Source organism: Nonomuraea sp. NPDC050691 (genome assembly GCF_040654455.1).
Classification (GTDB): domain Bacteria; phylum Actinomycetota; class Actinomycetes; order Streptosporangiales; family Streptosporangiaceae; genus Nonomuraea.
The window spans coordinates 1-16,971 of record NZ_JBFAIA010000071.1 but is presented as its reverse complement, the minus strand read 5'-3'; the positions used below and the strand labels follow the sequence as shown (position 1 = coordinate 16,971).

Sequence of the window (16,971 nt, the reverse complement as noted above, 5' to 3'; positions counted from 1 at the left end):
TCCATGCTACTGATGTATACGAGCGTCTATGACGTACGTATATATACATCTGGAGGTGCGACATGATCCCACCAGGACCCAGACTGCCCGCCGCCGCGCAGACGGCCTGGTTCATGGCCGACCCCGTGGGGTTCTTCGAGAGCTGCCACCGCCGCCACGGCCCCGTCTTCACCGCGCGCTACGTCGGCTTCCCACCCGAGGTGTACGTCGCCACAGGAGAGCTGGCAGAGCAGGTCTACCGGACCGACCTCGGCGGCGGACGGGCCGGCGAGGCCCGGCGCGACTTCCTCGAACCCCTGGTCGGCGCCCACTCGGTGCTCACGCTCGACGGCGACCCCTGGTGGGCCCACCGCAAGCTGCTCACGCCGCCGCTGCGTGCCAGGCAGGTGGCGGGCTACCACGACGAGATCACCGAGATCGCCGCCGAACGCATCGCCGCCTGGCCGCTCGGCCGGCCGTTCACGCTGCGCGAGCGCATGCAGGACATCACGCTGGAGGTGATCCTGCGGCTGATCTTCGGCATCCGCGACGCCGCGCGCCTGACCAGGCTGCGGCGGCTGCTGCCTGAGCTGCTGCACGTGAGCAGCTCGATGACGGTCGCCATGGCGCCGCCCGGGCTGCGGACCGTCATGGGGCGCGTGCCGTTCGCGCCGTACCGGCGGTTCCTGCGGCTGAGGGCGGGCGTCGACGCGATCCTGTACGACGAGATCGCCCGGCGCCGTGACGCGCCCGGCGGCACCGACGTGCTCGGCCGGCTGCTGGAGACCGAGCTGGGCGACGAGGAGATCCGCGACGAGCTGATCACCATGCTGCTCGCCGGGCACGAGACGACCGCCACCGGCCTCGCCTGGGCCTTCGAGCGGCTGCTGCGCCTGCCCGCGGTGCTGGAGCGCCTGCCCGACGACGAGGAGTACCTCGACGCGGTGGTCAAGGAGGTGCTGCGCGTGCGGCCCGTCGTCTACGAGGCGCCGCGGCTGCTCGACGCCCCGCTACGGCTCGGCGCACACGAGGTGCCCGCGGGATGGTACGCCGGGCCCAGCATCCCGCTCGTCCACAACGACCCGGCCGTCTGGGACGAGCCCGAGGAGTTCAGGCCCGAGCGCTTCCTCGGCGGCCAGCAGCACACCCGGTCGTGGATGCCGTTCGGCGGCGGCCGGAGGTTCTGCGTCGGCGCGCAGCTCGCCCTGCTGGAGATGCGCGTCATCATCCGCGAGGTCCTGCGCCGCCTGGACCTGTCGGTGACCGATCCGGCCCCCGAGGCCAGGCGGCTCAAGAACGTCACGCTCGCGCCGGCCAGGCGCGCCCGCGTCGTCGCGCGGGCCCGCGCCCGGGCCCGGACCGCGTGACGCGCACCGCGGGACGTGACGTACGGCACGCACACGCCGCGACGAACGCCGCATGAACCGCCTCGGCGAGCGGAGGTGGAACCCGTGCCCGCCTCAACGGGCGGGCTCGGACTCCTGCTCGGACGACGTGACGGGACGACGCATGTCGTCACGACCCGTATCGACGGTGAGCTCCTCGCGAAGCCGGTCGTAGTCGATGGTGTGGCTGGTGTACTTCAGCTGGCGAGCGACCTTCGTCTGCTTCGCCTTGGCTCTTCCTCGGCCCATGGCAACTCCCTAGTCCCCGCTGTCATCCTAGCCAACAACGTTACGACTTGAAGAATTATGCAAGTGAACTGGATTAGTCTGTCACTATGCACGTGGAGGTCTACCAGGCCAAGGCCGACTTCTTCCGCACTCTCGGCCACCCCGCTCGCATCCGGGTCCTGGAGCTGCTTCAGGAAGGACCGCTCCCCGTAAGGGATCTCCTGGCCCAGATCGACATCGAGGCGTCGAGCCTGTCCCAGCAGCTCGCGGTGCTGCGCAGGGCCGGGATCGTCAGCGCCATCCGCGAGGGCAGCACGGTCGTCTACACACTGGCCACCCCGGAGCTGTCCCAGCTTCTCGACACCGCGCGGCGCATCCTCACGGACATGCTCGCCGACCAGGGCGCGCTGCTGGCCGAGCTACGCGCCGAGGTCACCTGACCCGACCGGCGCGGAGGGGTTCGGTTAGGCTCTGGCGCATGGTCTCCGAGCTGTTCGATCCCAAGGCGTGGCAGGCGGTCGAGGGATTCGCGTTCACCGACATCACCTATCACCGGGCGGTCGACCAGGGCACGGTCCGCATCGCGTTCAACCGCCCGGAGGTGCGCAACGCCTTCCGGCCGCAGACGGTGGACGAGCTCCACCGGGCGCTCGACCACGCCCGGCAGAGCACCGACGTCGGCTGCGTGCTGCTCACCGGCAACGGCCCGTCGCCCAAGGACGGCGGATGGGCGTTCTGCTCGGGCGGCGACCAGCGCATCCGCGGCAAGGACGGCTACCAGTACGCCGACGGCACCCCCTCCACCGGGCGCCTGCACATCCTCGAGGTGCAGCGGCTCATCCGGTTCATGCCGAAGGTCGTAATCTGCGTAGTGCCCGGCTGGGCGGCCGGCGGCGGGCACAGCCTGCACGTGGTCAGTGACCTCACGCTGGCCAGCGAGGAGCACGCCCGCTTCAAGCAGACCGACGCCGACGTGGCCAGCTTCGACGGCGGCTTCGGCTCGGCGTACCTGGCCCGGCAGGTTGGCCAGAAGTTCGCCCGCGAGATCTTCTTCCTCGGCGACACCTACACCGCGGCCGACGCCCACCGCATGGGCATGGTCAACGCCGTGGTACCGCACGCCGAGCTGGAGGCCACGGCCCTCGAATGGGCCCGCAAGATCAACGGCAAGTCGCCCACGGCGCAGCGCATGCTGAAGTTCGCCTTCAACATGATCGACGACGGCCTGGTGGGCCAGCAGGTCTTCGCGGGCGAGGCGACGCGGCTCGCGTACATGACCGACGAGGCCGCCGAGGGCCGCGACTCGTTCCTGGAGAAGCGCGCCCCCGACTGGTCACCGTTCCCCTGGCACTACTGACCCCGGCGCCGGTCACCTCCGTCCGGCCCCAGTCCCGAGGGCCTGTGGATCGGGCCGTCTGGGGATCGGGCCGTCTGGGAACGTCGCTGTCGCCTCACAGCCAGTACGCGGGGTAGCGGTGGCCCGGGACCAGCCGGCCGAGCAGAACCCCGGTGACGATCACGACTCCGCTGGCCACGGCCACCGGAGTCAGCAGGTACCACGGGGCGGGGGCGGTCAGGCCGATGAGGGCCGCGGTGGCGGCGGCCGGCGGGTGCGGGGCGCGCAGCAGCATCATCGGGGCCGTGGTCAGCGCGGCGGCCACCGCGGCCGTCCAGATCGACGGCCCGGCCGCCGCCGTGACGGCCAGCGCCACGACGGTCGCCCCCGCGTGCCCGAGGACGACACTCCGGGGCTGCGCGAACGGTGCCGCCGGGGCCAGCGCGACGATGGCGGCGCTGGCCACGAACGGCAGCGCGAACAGCGCCAGCCCGCTCAGGTTCGTCACGCCCGCGAGCACGAGCAGCGTCGCGAGCGCCGCCGCGGTCGCCTTCACCACGCTCTGGAGCGGCGCCCTGGCCGGCGCCCCCGACGGCCGACCCCAGAGGCCGCCCCTGAGGGCTTCACGGACGCCTCCTCCCTGCGACGTCCCGCCGAGCAAGCGCCCGACGCGGCCCTCGCGGGAGGCGCCTCCTGAGGGCTCGTCGTGCGGCGCGGACGGCTGGGCGTCCCGCACCGGACGATCGTGGAAGCGGTCGTGGCGGGACGGGAGCGCGGGGTGGTCGGCGTGGCGCCGCCCGCGGAGACGGTCAGGCATCGGGGACTCCAGACGTGGCGAGACAGGGCATGGGCGCTGAGCCCGGCCGGCGAAGGTCGCGGAGGGAGGACGCTCAGCCCGTCGATCACCGCGGCGCGGTGGTGGATGGCCACGGACGTCACCTCTAACCGGCTAAGTGTTATTTGCTGGTTAGCTGATAGCATGGTGAGACATAACCGGTCAACGTGGTTTGAGGGGTTAGTCAGTGAGAGTCCGGCCGCTTCGCGGGGAGCCCGTGGCGTTGGACCTGGTCAACACGGTGTGGCACGAGCACGGCGCCAGGGCGGACCAGTTCGACGATCTCGACGGGGTGCGCGCCTGGCTGTCCGACCACGGCATGGACGCCGACGGCATGGACACCGCCGCCATGGGCGCCGACGGCATGAGGGCGGACCGTACGGACGCGGAGGGCATCGACGGCGCCGCGGGCGCGGGGCTGGAGGCCGTGCGTGACCGGCTGGTGCGGGCGCGTGAGGCCGTGCGGGACACACTCGAAGGCCGCGGCTCCGCCGGGCTGAACGACGTGCTCGGCCACGGCGCGGTCAGGCCGATGATGCGGGACGGCGAGCCGTACGAGCTGGTGGTCGTGGACGAGCCTGCCTGGCGGCCGGCGTGGACGGCGGCGGCGGCGTTCGTGCGGATGATGGCCGAGCGGCCGTCGCGGGTGCGCAGGTGCGCGCACCCCGACTGCGTGCTGTGGTTCCTTGACGTGAGCAAGAACGGCAGCCGCCGCTGGTGCTCGATGGAGGGCTGCGGCAACCGCGCGAAGGCGGGCCGGTTCAGCCGGCGGCACAAGACCACCGGCTGACCGGCCAAGTCCGGCGGCACGGCGACACGGCAACCACAGGCCGAGCGAGCCGGCCCTGTCAGTCGATGACGAGGGCGATCTTGCCGCGGCCGTGGCCGGTCTCGATCTCCCGGTGCGCGTCCGCCGCCTCCTCCAGCCGGTACGTCCGCCGGATCGGGAACAGCAGCTCCCCCGAGGCGTACAGCGCCGCGTACCGGCCGAGGCGCTCGGCCGTCCGTTCGCCCTGCGTCGTCCTGATGCCCAGCTCGGCGGCCTTGCCGTGCTCGACGAGCGTGAGGATGCGGGAGCGGTCCTTGACCAGTTCCAGCGAGACGTCCAGCGCCGCCCCGCCGGCGCCGTCGAGCGCGGCGTCCACGCCGCCGGGCGCGAGCGCGCGCACCCGGTCGGCGAGGCCGTCGCCGTACACCACCGGAACGGCTCCGAGGGCCCGCAGGTGCTCGTGGTTCTCCTCGCGGGCCGTGCCGATCACCGTGACGCCGCGCCACCTGGCGATCTGCACCGCCGCCGTGCCCACCGCCCCCGCCGCGCCATGCACGAGCAGCGTGTCACCCTCGCCCACGGCAAGCCCGTCCACGGCCAGCTCGGCCGTCTGCACGGCCGCGGTCAGCGCGCCGGCCACCTCCCACGGGACACCCTCGGGCTTGGGGGTCACGTTGGCCGCCGGCACCACGATGTACTCCGCGTAGCCGTTGAGCAGCGAGAAGCCGAGCACCTCGGTCCCCGGCCCGACGCCGTCCACACCCTCGCCCACCTCGTCCACCACGCCCGCGAACTCGTTGCCGGGCACGCGCGGCAGGTCGCCGGTGACACCGGGCGGCGTCCAGCCCTGGCGGACCGCCGTGTCGAACGGCTGCATGCCCGCCGCCCTCACCCGCACCCGGACCTCGCCCGGCCCGGGCTCGGGCAGCGGCAACTCCATGACCTTCAGCACCTCGGGGCCACCGGGGGTGGCGAACGCCGCGGCTCTCATCATTCGTCTGCTCATGAGTCGAGCATGCACCCTCAACCATGCTTGAGGTCAAGCGATCCGGGAGCGAGCCCGAGATCGGTCAAGCGATGTTCTACGTGGAACCATGGCCGGGAAGCTCCAGGCGCGAGCCGGTGAACCGGTCGCGCAGCCGGCGGTCGTGGGTGACGACCACCAGCATCCCCTGGTACGCCTCCAGCGCCTCCTCCATCTGCTCCACCAGCATCGGCGACAGATGGTTGGTCGGCTCGTCCAGCAGGAGCAGGTCCACCGGCGCGCTGACCAGCCGGGCCAGCTCGATCCGGCGGCGCTGGCCGTACGAGAGCTCGCCCACGCGCAACCTCAGGTCGGCCGGCCGGAACAGCCCCAGCCCGAGCAGCGTGTCGGCGTGCTCGTCCAGGTCGCCCGGACGCCCGGCGGCGTAGGCCCGCAGCACCGTGCGGTTGAGCGGGCCGGTCGCCTCCTCCTGGCGGAGCAGGCCGACGCGGGCGGGCCGGCGCACCGACCCCTCGTCGGGCTCCAGCTCGCCGGCGAGGACCCGCATCAGCGTGGTCTTGCCGGCGCCGTTGGGACCGGTGACGAGCAGCCGCCCGCCCGGCGGGATGGTCAGCTCGCCGAGCTTGAGCCGCCCGCCGACCACGACGTCCCGCAGCTCCACCACACCCTGCGGCTCGGTACCCAGGCCGGGCTCGGCCCGGTGAGCCGTCAGCGGCTCCGCGGTGAAGCGCAACGGCCGCGGCGGCGGCGGGACCGGGTTCTCGCGCAGCCACTGGGCGCGCTGCCGGGCCTGCCGGATCCGCCCCATCGCGCCGTGCGCCCGCGACCTGGCCCGGAAGGCGCCCGAGCCGTTGACCGCGAGCGGCACCTTGCGGGGGATCGCGTGCATCCGCGCGATGTTGGACTCGGCGACGCTCGACTGCCGGGCCACCTCGGCCTTCCAGTCCTCGTACGCCTGGAGCCGGCGCTGCCGCTCGGCGGCCTTGGCCGTGAGGTAGCCGGAGTAGCCGTTGCCGTAACGGCTCACCCGCCCGCCGGAGACCTCCAGGATCGTGGAGGTGACCCGGTCGAGGAACACCCGGTCGTGGGTGATCGCCACCACCGTGCCGCGGTGCTCGCGCAGGTGCCGCTCCAGCCAGGCCACGGCCTCGTCGTCGAGGTCGTTGGTCGGCTCGTCGAGCAGCAGCAGCTCAGGCGCGGCGGCGAGGGCCGCGGCCAGGGCCAGCCGTGACCGCTCGCCGCCGGAGAGCGTGCCGAGGCGCCGCCCGCGGTCGAGCCCGGGCAGGCCGAGCCCGTGCAGCGCGACGTCCACGCGCGCGTCGGCCGTGTAGCCGCCGCGCGCCTCGTACTCCGCGACCAGCGCGGCGTACGCGTCCATCGTGGCGTCGGTGAGCGTCCGCTCGGCGTCCCGGATGCGGGCTTCGAGGGCCCGCACGTCGGCGAGCGCGCGGTCGATCGCGTCGGCGACGCTCGCCTCGGGCGGCAGGCCGAGCGTCTGCGGCAGGTGGCCGACGCCGCCCGGCACCTGGACGACGAGCTCGCCGTTGTCGGGCCGTTCGACGCCGGCCATCAGCCTGAGCAGGGTCGACTTGCCGGAGCCGTTGTCGCCGATGACGCCGACCCGCTCGCCGGGCTTGACGGCGAAGGTGACGCGGTCGAGGACGACGCGCTCGTCGTAACGCTTGGTGACCTCGGAAAGGGACAGTTGGGCAGCACGCATGAAGGGCCCACCTCCTGGAATCGTCGCGAACCATGCTGGAACGGGACGCCGGCGGAGCGTCGAGCTCTACGCGGCGGCGTCCGGCGCGATGATCACAGGAAGTTGGAGCACATGGTCACGGGACCTTAGGGAGTCCCGCACGCGCCGTCAACCCCTTTATCGGTCCAGCAGAGCCTCGGCCGCCGACACCGACGCCTCGCCCGCGGGCAGCAGCGGCAGCCGCACGTCGGCCGACGGGATGAGGCCCCGGGCGTGCAGGACGCCCTTGATGACGGTCGGGTTGGGCTCGGCGAACAGGGCGGCCGACAGCCGGGCCAGGCGGTGGCCGAGGGCCCGCGCCCGCGTGACGTCGCCCGCGTCCCAGGCCGCGGCCAGGTCCGCGAAGTCGCGCGGGGCGAGGTTCGCCGAGGCCAGGATGCCGCCGGAGGCTCCGGCCGCGAGCATCGGCGAGATGACCGCGTCGTCGCCGCCCAGCACGTCGAACCCGTCGGGCCGGTCGCCGAGCAGGTCCAGGGCGTCCTGGTCGACGCCGCCGGTCGCGTACTTCACTCCGGCGACCATGGGGTGGGCGCCCAGGCGACGCAGCGTGGCGGCGCTGACGGCCTGACCGGTCCGGTAGGGGATGTGGTAGATCACCAGCGGCACCGGCGTGCCGTCGGCCAGCGCCTCGAAGTGCGCGATGACACCACGCTCCGACGGGCGCAGGAAGTACGGCACGGTCACGAGCGCGGCCGTGACGTCCGTCGGCAGCGCCTCCAGCGCCTTGAGCACCGAGCGGGTGTCGTTGCCGGTGACGCCCACGGTCAGCGGCGCCTCCCGCTCCCGGCACACCTCCGCGCAGACCTCGACGACCTGTGCGCGCTCGTCCGGCGACAGCGCGGCGGCCTCGCCGGTGGTGCCGAGCGCGACCAGCCCGGACGCGCCCTCGTCGAGGACGCGGCGAGCCAGCTTGCCGAGCACGTCGGCCGCCACCTCCCCGGTGGCGCCGGACCCCGGGGCGGATCCCGTGGGGGCGAACGGCGTGACGAGCGGTACGTGAATTCCCTTGAGCATGCTTCGAGCCTGACGTGGGCCGACACGTCAGGTCCAGTTCGGATTCGCGGGGTTGAGCGTAAGATGTCCTGATGCTCGATCCTCGCAAGCTGCGCCTCCTGCGGGAGCTGGCCCGGCGCGGCACGATCGCCGCCGTGGCCGAAGCCGTCACGTTCACGCCCTCCGCGGTGTCGCAGCAGCTCAGCGCGCTGGAGCGGGAGGCGGGCGTGCCGCTGCTGGAGCGCACCGGCCGTACCGTCACGCTGACGCCCGCCGGCCGGCTGCTGGTGGAGCACGCGCAGGCCGTCCTGGAGGAGCTGGAACGCGCGTCGGCAGCGTTGGCGGCCGTCCGGGGCGGGCCGTCGGGGCCCGTGCGCATCGGCGCGTTCCCGACGGCGGCCCGGGCGCTGATGCCCGCGGCGCTCGCCGAGCTGGCGCGTGCCTGCCCGGAGCTGGAGCCCATGGTGTCGGAGATCGACCCCGCCGACGTCTCCGGGGCGCTGCGGGCGGGCGAGCTGGACGTCGCCCTGGTCCACGAGTACGACTTCGTGCCGCCGGAGGCGGACCCGGCGCTGGCCACCGAGCCGATGTTCGCCGAGCCGATGTACCTGACCGGCCGTGAGACCCTGGCCGAGGCCCGGGACGACCCGTGGATCACCGGCAAGCCGGGCACGCTCTGCCATGTCATGACGATCCGGGCCTGCCAGGCGGCGGGGTTCGAGCCGCGGGTGCGCCACCAGGTGGACGACTTCGACACGGTCCTGGCGTTCGCCGCCGCCGGTCAGGGGGTCGCGCTGGTGCCGCGCCTGGCCGCGCTCGCGCCGCCGCCGGGCGTGACGCTGACGGAGCTGCCGCTGAGCCGCCGCACGCTGGCGGCCTTCCGCAGGGGGCACGGCGGGCACCCGGCGATCGGCGCGGCCGTGGCCGCCTTCCGGACGGCGATCAGCCACCTCCCCCTCTGAGCCCGGCGGCGCTCCGGACAGCTGAGCCGGCAGCGCTCCGGGCAGCGATCACCCGCCCTCCCCCCTGAGCGCCTCCCGCAGCACGGCCGCCGCGCTGGGCTGCTCGAACTCCTCGTAGTCGCCGGCCGTGACGGCCACCACCAGCCGGCTCCCCGGCGCCACGAGGATCCGCTGGCCGCCGTTGCCGATGGCCGCCACCCAGTGCCCCGGGCTCACGTACCACTGGTACCCGTACTCGAACCCCTCCGCGATCCGGACCCGGGGCCGCAGCATCTCGGCGATCCACCCCTGCGGCACCAGCCCGCGCCCGCCGTCGAGCACCAGCGACCCCAGCTCGGCCAGGTCGCGCGGGCGCAGCCGCAGCCCGGAGGCGGCCATCGCGACCCCACGGTTGGCCATCCACTCGAACGGCATCCCGAGCGGCCCGAAGAGCCGTTCCCGCGCGAACTCCTCCAGCGGCACGCCCGCGCCGTCGGCGATGAGCTTCCCGAGCAGGGCCGACGCGCCGCCGCAGTACCGCCACCGCTTCCCCGGCTCCTCGACGAGGGGACGCCCCAGGACGTACCGGTAGCGGTCCGGCGCCTCCTCCATGGCCAGCTCGCTGTTGGCGGTGCTGGTGTAGGGGACGTCCTCGTTCCAGTCCAGGCCGAGGGTCATGGTGAGCGCGTGCTCGACCGTCAGGTGCTCCTTGCCCGCGGCCAGGTCGGCGTACGCGGGGAAGGCGGGCAGCAGCGGTTCGGCGGGCCCGGGCACGAGGCCGTCGCCGAGGGCGGCACCGTACAGGAGGGCGACGACGCTCTTGGTCACGGAGCGGATGTCGTGGGCGACGTCGGGCCCGAACGTCACGTGCCCCAGCGGGTCGTTCAGCCGGAAGTCGTCGCCCGCGCCGTACCGCTCCAGCTCCACCTGCCCGTCCCGGACCACGACGAGCCCGTGCAGGCGCGGCGCCTCGCCCGCCGCCAGCAGTCCGTCGATCCGCTCGGCGATGTCCATCCCGATTTCTCCTGCAGTAGTGATGGGACCGGCATACCGCCTGACACGGTGTCAGCCGCAACCCGGTTGACCCCAGCCAGTCGGCATTTGTTGGAATGATTGGCAGGAATGCCCGGCAGATCCGCGAAAGTGCGCTCATACTGGAGGCAGCTGGCCCCTACAGGAGCACTCATGCGGAAGACACCCCCTCGCATGACGCCGGAGGAGGAGCTGCCGGCAAGCCAGTTCCTCCAGCTCGCCGCAGTCGACTTCACCGGCATCTACGCCGTGCACCTCGCCGCCAAGGACGAGCGGCTCAAGATGACGAGGCTGGGGATGAGCCTGTTGTCGGGCCCGTTCCTGGCCACCATCGCCCTCACCAGCGCCAAGGTCGTGGACCCGCGCAGCCTGACCTCCTGGCACACCGTGCCGTGGTACCTGTTCGCGATGGTGACGGCGTTCGGGCTGCTCAGCGTGCTGCCGTTCCTGCGGCTGATCGAGGCGGTGAACGCGCACGCCCGCACGGCCCGGGCGATCAACAACTTCCGGCTCCTGTACGCGACCCGGCTCAAGGACGAGCTGGCCTGGTCGCCGAACCTGCCGGTGGACCCCCGGTTCCCCGAGACCTTCGCGCCGCTCGCCTGGCCGGGCATCAACGTCATGACGCTGGCCGTCGCCAACAGCTCCTACCTCGTGGTCGGCGTCACCGGCCTCAGCGGCCAGGCGCCGAACGCGGTCCTGCTGACCACGAGCGTCACCCTGGTGGCGCTGGTCCATTACTCGATCTACTACGTGCGCTGCAACGTCACGCGGCGGCGCCGTCTGCCCCGCAATCCGTACGAGTTCCCGAACGTGGAGACCTGAATGCCCGGCCCTGCGATGTGGGCGTCATGTGGGGAGGCGTGGATCTGGATGATGCGCCATGTGTGGACGGAGGGCGCGCTCGGCGACGACGACCGTGGCCCCGTCATGGAGGGGCCGCCCGTGCTCTTCGAGATCGCCCAGGTGCGGCGGGACGACCCGGTGCTGGAGAGGTACGGCGACGCTGACCGGCTCGCGCTCTACTCCAGCAAGTTCACCCAGGACACGATCGTGCCCCCGTTCAAGTACAGCTACGGGGCCCGGATCAGGGGCCAGCTCGCCTGGGCCGTGGACCTGCTGCGGACCAAGCCGTACAGCAAGAGCGCCTGGATCTCGCTGACCGTGCCGGGCGAGCCGTACGACTCGGTGCCCTGCCTGAGCGGGCTGGCCTTCCGGATCCGCGACGGCGGGCTGGTGATGACGGCGGCGTTCCGGTCGCAGAACGCGTTCACCAGCTACCTGAACTACGTGCCGCTGTCGGACGTCCAGGCCGGGGTCGCGCGGAGCCTCGGCCTGGACTGCGGTCCCATGCGGGTGTTCGTGGACGTGCCCCACCTCTACCTGTCCGACAGCACGCAGGTGCTGCGCATCATGCGGCCGTGTCTACCGAAGCTGCTGTGAGCGGTGCGGCGATCTCCTCCAGGCCCTTCCGCTCGGCCTTGACGCCGAGGAACAGCTCCACGATCCCGGCGGCGATCATGATCACCGCGCCGATCGAGAAGGCCAGCGCCGTGTCGCCCGGAACGCCGGTCTCGACCAGCCCGGCGAAGACCAGCGGGCCGGCGATGCCGCCCACCGCGGTGCCGACCGCGAAGAAGAACGCGATCGCCATCGCCCTGGTCTCCATGGGGAAGATCTCGCTGACCGTCAGATAGGCCGAGCTGGCGCCGGCCGAGGCGACGAACAGCACCGCGCACCAGCACGCCGTCAGCGTGACGGCGTTGAGCATGCCCTGGTCGAACAGCCACGCCGTGCCGAGCAGCAGCAGTCCCGAGCCGATGTAGGTGGCCGAGATCATCGGCACCCGGCCGACCGTGTCGAACAGCCTCCCGAGCAGCAGCGGGCCGAGGAAGTTGCCGATCGCGATCACGGCGAAGTAGTAGCCGGTGTGCGTGTCGATCTTGTAGAACGTGGACAGGATCTGGGCGTACCCGAACGTGATGGCGTTGTAGAGGAACGCCTGCCCGATGAACAGCGACAGCCCGAGGATCGTGCGCTTGGGGTAGAGCGCCACCATCGTGTGCGCGATCCGCAGGAAGCCGATCGACTTGCGCTGGTGGATGGTGACCGAGCCCTTGGGCTCCGGCAGGTCGCCCCCCACCTGCTCCTCGATCTCGCCGACGAGCTTGTCGGCCTCCTGGCCGCGGCCGTGGATGAACAGCCAGCGGGGGCTCTCCGGGACGTGCCGCCGTACGAGCAGGATGGCCACGCCGAGCACCACACCGAGGCCGAAGGCGACGCGCCAGCCGATGTTGACCGGCAGGTCGTTGAGCAGCGGCACGGTCAGCAGGGCGCCGCCCGCCGCGCCGAGCCAGTAGCTGCCGTTGATGATGATGTCGATGCGGCCGCGGTGGCGGCTCGGGATCAGCTCGTCGATGGCCGAGTTGATGGCGGCGTACTCACCGCCGATGCCGAACCCGGTCATGAACCTGAACAGGAAGAACCACCACGCGTTGAAGGAGAAGGCCGTCATCAGCGTGGCCACCAGGTAGACGACCAGCGTGATGAGGAACAGCTTCTTGCGGCCGTACTTGTCGGTCAGCCAGCCGAAGAACAACGCGCCCAGGCAGGCCCCGGCCACGTACAGGGCCGCGGCGGTTCCGGCGACCTGCGCCTGGGTGATGTCGATGCCGCTGCCCGGCTTGGCGAGCTGGGCCGACAGGTTCCCGACAATGGTGACTTCGAGGCCGTCGAGGATCCAGACGGTGCCAAGTCCGATGACGATCATCCAGTGCCAGCGTGACCACGGCAGCCGGTCCAGCCGTGCGGGCACCTTGGTGGTGATTGTGCCGGTATCCACGTCCTTCATGAAGGAAACCTGGTACCCACCAGGGAGATCACAAACGTTGGATCATCCGGTGGGGACGGGCTTGCGGGCCTCCAGCATCCAGGTCCTGAACCACGGCCCGCCGTACCAGAACCGCCAGCCGAGGTCGCGTCTGCGGATCTCCACGACGCCGAGCTCCCGCAGCGTCTCCTCGTACGCGGAGGTGTGCTGGAAGTCGGCGAGCAGCAGGAGCCCGCCCGGCCGCAGCACGCGGTGCGCCTCCCGGACGGCCCGCGCCCGGCCCCCGGCGTCGGGGATGTTGTGGACGGCCAGGCTCGACACCACCACGTCGAACGAGGCGTCCTCGAACGCCAGCTCCCGCATGTCGCCGGTGACCAGGTCCACGGTGACGCCCTCGGCCTCGGCGTTGGCCCGGGTGACGCTCTCGTCGTTGCCCGACTGGTCGCGCGAGCGCCAGAGGTCGACGCCGGCGGCCCGGCCCTCCGGCAGCCGCTCGGCGGCCAGCAGCAGCACCGCGCCGCGCCCGCAGCCGAGGTCGAGCAGCCGCTCGTCGCCCTTGAGCCGGTCCAGTTCCTCGGCCCACACGGCGAACTTGCCGCGCCGGGTCGTGTAGAGGTAGCTGGCGGCGCTCGCCGACGTGTAGACGCCGCCGAGGAGGAAGGCGACTCCGGCCGCCGGGACGTCCTGCATGAAGGACGTCGCAGAGAGCACCAGAACCACGACGGCGCCGGCCACGAGGCCCAGCAGGGCCATCGGAGCATCGAACCCGTAGCGTCCACGTCTCACGATCACGTTATCTCTCAACTTCACGTTATATCTCAATGCCGGGGTTGACCGGGAATTGGTACGACACTTCCCCTAACCCGCCCTTATTCGACATCAAACCCTCTCTAACGTGGAGGACAGATGCGCCAAACGGGGGGTTGACCAGGGATGACGAGCGGACACCGCAGTTTCGGCCCCGGCGCGGCGATCGCGCTGACTCTGGGATCGGCGATGCTGTGGGGGGTGGCCCACGTGGCCACGGACCGCCGCAAGACCGGCTTCGCTCTCATGGTGACGCACGTGCTGCTGCTGGCCGTGATCATCACCGCCGTGACCGCCTTCGGCACCCAGGTCCTGGCGCTGGCAGTGCAGCCCCTCTGGCTCACGGCCCTGTCCGTCGCGCTGGCCGCGCTCGCGCTCGCCTGGTCCGCCGTCATCATCCGGTCGTTCGTGCTGGTCCGGCCCGAGCCGTCCAACACCGGGGGCCGCGTCCTCACCGCGGCCTTCACCGCCGGGCTGTGCGCGCTCGTCCTGGCGCCGACCGCGTACGCGGCCCGGCTGGCCTACCTGTCGCGCGACGTGGTGGACTCGATCTTCACGGCCGAGATGACCCCGATCGTCGCCGACGACCCGTGGAACGGCGCGGCGCGGATCAACTTCCTGCTCATCGGCGCCGACTCCGCACCCGGACGGCCCGGGGTGCGCACCGACAGCGTGACCGTGGCCAGCGTCGACACCGTGACGGGCAACACCACGCTGTTCGGCCTGCCGCGCAACCTGGAGCAGGTCCAGATGCCGCGCGGCCCGGCCCGCAAGCGCTTCCCGAACGGCTTCGCCGGCAACGGCCCCGACACGCCCGGGCTGCTCAACGAGATCTTCCAGTACGCCGAGGACTACCCGGAGATGGTGCCCGGCGTGCGTCACGGCCAGCGCGGCCCCGCCCTGCTCAAGCAGACCGTCAGCGACATCCTCGGCATCCCGGTGAAGTACTACGCGATGGTCGACATGAAGGGCTTCGCGCAGATCATCGACGCCATGGGCGGGGTGAAGGTCACCATCAAGCAGCCCATCGTGTACGGCAAGTACCGCGAGGGGCACCTGGCCGCCGGAACCCGCAAGCTCTCCGGCCAGGAGGCGCTGTGGTTCGGCCGCTCCCGCACCGACAGCGACGACTACGTGCGCATGGGCCGCCAGAAGTGCCTGCTGTACGCCGTCGCCAAGCAGGCCGACCCGGTGACCGTGCTCAACAGCTTCGAGAAGCTGGCCGCGGCCACCAAGCGCGCCATCTCCACCGACGTGCCGAAGAACCTGCTGCCGCCGCTCATCGAGCTGTCGGACCGGGTGAAGGACGCGCGGATCCGGAGCCTCAGCTTCGTGCCGCCGCTGATCAACACGGCCTCGCCCGACTGGAGCCTCATCCGGAACAAGGTCGCCAAGGCGCTGGCCGAGCGGCCCGCCGTGCGCGGCCCGGGCCGGCCCAAGGCCCCCGCGCAGGGCTACGACCGGCCGATCTCGCTGGACGCCGCCTGCCACTGAGCCGGACCGTCCGCTCCGCGTCACCGGTGCGCCCCCCGGGCTTCGGCCCGGGGGGCGTCCGCGCGTTTCCGCCCTCATGGCTGTGGCCGATGTGGCATCATGGGCGTCACCTGAGAACGACAACGGTTTTCATAATCATCTGGAGCTATCGTGAGGGTGGCCTTCGTCGGCAAGGGCGGCAGCGGCAAGACCACGATGTCGGCCCTGTTCGCCAGGTATGTGGCGAGCCAGGGCGGCCCGGTGGTCGCCGTCGACGCCGACATCAACCAGCACCTGGCCCTCGTCCTGGGCGCCGGGCAGAGCCCCGAGCCGCTCGGCGCCCGTCTCACCGAGATCAAGGACTTCCTGCGCGGCGACAACCCGCGCATCCCGTCGGCCGAGGCCATGGTCAAGACCACCCCGCCGGGGCGCGGTTCCCGGCTGCTGGTCTTCGACGACCTCGCCGCCTCGCCGTACGCGGTGACCACGCCCGACGGCGTCAGGCTGCTGGCCACCGGCCCGTTCGGCGAGGACGACCTCGGCGTCGCCTGCTACCACTCCAAGGTGGGCGCGGTCGAGCTGCTGCTCAACCACCTGGTCGACGGGCCCGGCGAGTACGTCGTGGTCGACATGACCGCCGGGGCCGACTCGTTCGCCTCGGGGCTGTTCACCCGGTTCGACCTGACGTTCCTCGTGGCCGAGCCGACCCGGCAGGGCGTCGGTGTCTACCGGCAGTACGCCGAGCACGCCGCCGGGTTCGGGGTGCGCGTCGCGGTCGTCGGCAACAAGGTCCACGGCCCCTCCGACGTCGACTTCCTGCGCGCCGAGGTGGGCGACGACCTGGTGGCCTGGATGGAGCACTCGGCGGCCGTCCGCGCCATGGAGCAGGGCCGGCCGCTCGCCCTCGGCGACCTGGAGCCGGCCAACGCCGACACGCTCGCGCTGCTGCTCAAGCACCTCGACGCACAGGAGAAGGACTGGGCCACGTTCGGCCGCCAGGCCGAGGAGTTCCATCTGCGCAACGCCCGGACCTGGGCGAACGCGCGTACCGGCCTCGACCTGTCGCAGCAGATCGACCCCGGGTTCGCCTACGGCCCGCCGGTGCCCACACGAGTGTCCCCCTCCAGCCATCTGGAGCACCACGCCGACCGCTCATAGCGTCGGTTCGTTCCCCTTCGAGAGGAGACAGCATGTCGCTGACCGTTCCGAACGACCTGCTCGACCAGGCCAGGGCCGGAGAGGTCGAGGACGCGGCGTTCGTCGCCTGCGTGCGCGACTCCCTGCCCTACGCGTGGTCGGTGATCAGCGAGCTGGTCCAGCAGCGGGCGCGCGACGGAGCCGAGTTCGCCGACAACCAGGTGCCACCGCCGTCGGAGGAGGCGCGCGGCCAGCTCCTGCGCTGCCTGGCGAGCGACGCCATGCGCGGCGCGCTGGAGCGCCACTTCGGCGTGCGGCTGGCGTTCCAGAACTGCCACAGGGTCGCGGTCTTCGACCCGGCGGCCACCGAGGCGCTGAGCGCGTTCGTCACGCCCCGGGCCCAGATCCTCAACCAGAAGCCGGAGCTGGTCGACTGCTGACCCGCTGAGGCCGGGCGGCGGGCCGCGCGATCGCGCGGCCCG

Annotated in this window: 18 protein-coding genes; 10 read left to right on the top strand and 8 right to left on the bottom strand. The window is 72.0% G+C overall.

Annotation, left to right across the window (positions count from 1 at the left end; all coding sequences use genetic code 11):
• Positions 1–62 precede the first annotated feature (62 nt).
• On the top strand, positions 63–1,346 hold the full coding sequence (locus AB0H81_RS24285; protein ID WP_358378640.1) for a cytochrome P450: 1,284 nt from the start codon (positions 63–65) through the stop codon (positions 1,344–1,346).
• 93 nt (positions 1,347–1,439) lie between these two features.
• Here AB0H81_RS24285 and AB0H81_RS24280 read toward each other — a convergent pair whose 3' ends face one another.
• On the bottom strand, positions 1,440–1,613 hold the full coding sequence (locus AB0H81_RS24280) for a DUF3073 domain-containing protein (protein WP_358378637.1): 174 nt from the start codon (positions 1,611–1,613) through the stop codon (positions 1,440–1,442).
• Between the two features lie 86 nt (positions 1,614–1,699).
• On the opposite strand from AB0H81_RS24280, the gene AB0H81_RS24275 reads away from it, so the two are divergent.
• Both AB0H81_RS24275 and AB0H81_RS24270 read left to right on the top strand, forming a co-directional pair.
• Positions 1,700–2,032 (top strand): metalloregulator ArsR/SmtB family transcription factor, encoded by a 333-nt coding sequence (locus tag AB0H81_RS24275; protein ID WP_358378634.1) that lies wholly within the window; start codon positions 1,700–1,702, stop codon positions 2,030–2,032.
• A gap of 38 nt (positions 2,033–2,070) precedes the next feature.
• Positions 2,071–2,949 carry a 1,4-dihydroxy-2-naphthoyl-CoA synthase gene (locus AB0H81_RS24270; protein ID WP_358378631.1) on the top strand — a complete coding sequence of 293 codons (879 nt, stop codon included), beginning with the start codon at positions 2,071–2,073 and terminating at the stop codon, positions 2,947–2,949.
• 94 nt (positions 2,950–3,043) lie between these two features.
• Here the strand turns inward: AB0H81_RS24270 and AB0H81_RS24265 are convergent, their stop codons facing one another.
• Positions 3,044–3,745 carry an HPP family protein gene (locus AB0H81_RS24265; RefSeq protein ID WP_358378628.1) on the bottom strand — a complete coding sequence of 234 codons (702 nt, stop codon included), beginning with the start codon at positions 3,743–3,745 and terminating at the stop codon, positions 3,044–3,046.
• A 235-nt stretch (positions 3,746–3,980) separates the two neighbouring features.
• Here AB0H81_RS24265 and AB0H81_RS24260 point away from each other — a divergent pair, with 235 nt between their 5' ends.
• Positions 3,981–4,553 carry a CGNR zinc finger domain-containing protein gene (locus AB0H81_RS24260; protein ID WP_358378625.1) on the top strand — a complete coding sequence of 191 codons (573 nt, stop codon included), beginning with the start codon at positions 3,981–3,983 and terminating at the stop codon, positions 4,551–4,553.
• A 58-nt stretch (positions 4,554–4,611) separates the two neighbouring features.
• Here AB0H81_RS24260 and AB0H81_RS24255 read toward each other — a convergent pair whose 3' ends face one another.
• The 3 genes from AB0H81_RS24255 to AB0H81_RS24245 all read right to left on the bottom strand — a co-directional run bounded on the left by AB0H81_RS24255 (position 4,612) and on the right by AB0H81_RS24245 (position 8,290).
• Complete coding sequence (locus tag AB0H81_RS24255) at positions 4,612–5,523, bottom strand: NADP-dependent oxidoreductase (protein ID WP_358378696.1); 912 nt, start codon at positions 5,521–5,523, stop codon at positions 4,612–4,614.
• Between the two features lie 91 nt (positions 5,524–5,614).
• Entirely contained in the window at positions 5,615–7,237 is a 1,623-nt protein-coding gene (locus AB0H81_RS24250; RefSeq protein ID WP_358378623.1) for a TlrC/CarA/OleB/SrmB family ABC-F type ribosomal protection protein, read from the bottom strand.
• Between the two features lie 156 nt (positions 7,238–7,393).
• Positions 7,394–8,290, bottom strand: a complete 897-nt coding sequence (locus AB0H81_RS24245) for a 4-hydroxy-tetrahydrodipicolinate synthase (protein ID WP_358378620.1) — start codon at positions 8,288–8,290, stop codon at positions 7,394–7,396.
• Positions 8,291–8,361: 71 nt separating this feature from the next.
• Here AB0H81_RS24245 and AB0H81_RS24240 point away from each other — a divergent pair, with 71 nt between their 5' ends.
• Positions 8,362–9,231, top strand: a complete 870-nt coding sequence (locus tag AB0H81_RS24240) for a LysR substrate-binding domain-containing protein (protein WP_358378617.1) — start codon at positions 8,362–8,364, stop codon at positions 9,229–9,231.
• 48 nt (positions 9,232–9,279) lie between these two features.
• On the opposite strand, the gene AB0H81_RS24235 is transcribed toward AB0H81_RS24240, so the two are convergent.
• Positions 9,280–10,224 (bottom strand): serine hydrolase, encoded by a 945-nt coding sequence (locus AB0H81_RS24235; RefSeq protein WP_358378614.1) that lies wholly within the window; start codon positions 10,222–10,224, stop codon positions 9,280–9,282.
• Between the two features lie 171 nt (positions 10,225–10,395).
• Between AB0H81_RS24235 and AB0H81_RS24230 the strand changes: the two genes are divergently transcribed.
• Both AB0H81_RS24230 and AB0H81_RS24225 read left to right on the top strand, forming a co-directional pair.
• The gene (locus AB0H81_RS24230; protein WP_358378612.1) at positions 10,396–11,067 is read left to right on the top strand and encodes a hypothetical protein; all 672 of its coding nucleotides are present in this window, start codon (positions 10,396–10,398) and stop codon (positions 11,065–11,067) included.
• Between the two features lie 48 nt (positions 11,068–11,115).
• Complete coding sequence (locus AB0H81_RS24225; RefSeq protein WP_358378609.1) at positions 11,116–11,685, top strand: hypothetical protein; 570 nt, start codon at positions 11,116–11,118, stop codon at positions 11,683–11,685.
• Here the strand turns inward: AB0H81_RS24225 and AB0H81_RS24220 are convergent.
• Together AB0H81_RS24220 and AB0H81_RS24215 are read right to left on the bottom strand one after the other, a co-directional pair.
• Entirely contained in the window at positions 11,654–13,093 is a 1,440-nt protein-coding gene (locus AB0H81_RS24220; protein ID WP_358378606.1) for an MFS transporter, read from the bottom strand. The two genes, AB0H81_RS24225 and AB0H81_RS24220, sit on opposite strands and share 32 nt — an antisense overlap.
• Positions 13,094–13,135: 42 nt before the next feature.
• Positions 13,136–13,858 (bottom strand): class I SAM-dependent methyltransferase, encoded by a 723-nt coding sequence (locus AB0H81_RS24215; RefSeq protein WP_358378603.1) that lies wholly within the window; start codon positions 13,856–13,858, stop codon positions 13,136–13,138.
• Positions 13,859–14,005: 147 nt separating this feature from the next.
• Between AB0H81_RS24215 and AB0H81_RS24210 the strand changes: the two genes are divergently transcribed.
• The 3 genes from AB0H81_RS24210 to AB0H81_RS24200 all read left to right on the top strand — a co-directional run bounded on the left by AB0H81_RS24210 (position 14,006) and on the right by AB0H81_RS24200 (position 16,929).
• A complete protein-coding gene (locus AB0H81_RS24210) occupies positions 14,006–15,373 on the top strand; it encodes an LCP family protein (protein ID WP_358378601.1) in 1,368 nt (455 codons plus the stop codon).
• 150 nt (positions 15,374–15,523) lie between these two features.
• A complete protein-coding gene (locus AB0H81_RS24205; RefSeq protein WP_358378598.1) occupies positions 15,524–16,510 on the top strand; it encodes an ATP-binding protein in 987 nt (328 codons plus the stop codon).
• Between the two features lie 32 nt (positions 16,511–16,542).
• Positions 16,543–16,929, top strand: a complete 387-nt coding sequence (locus AB0H81_RS24200) for an SCO5389 family protein (protein ID WP_358378595.1) — start codon at positions 16,543–16,545, stop codon at positions 16,927–16,929.
• The last annotated feature ends 42 nt before the right edge of the window (positions 16,930–16,971 follow it).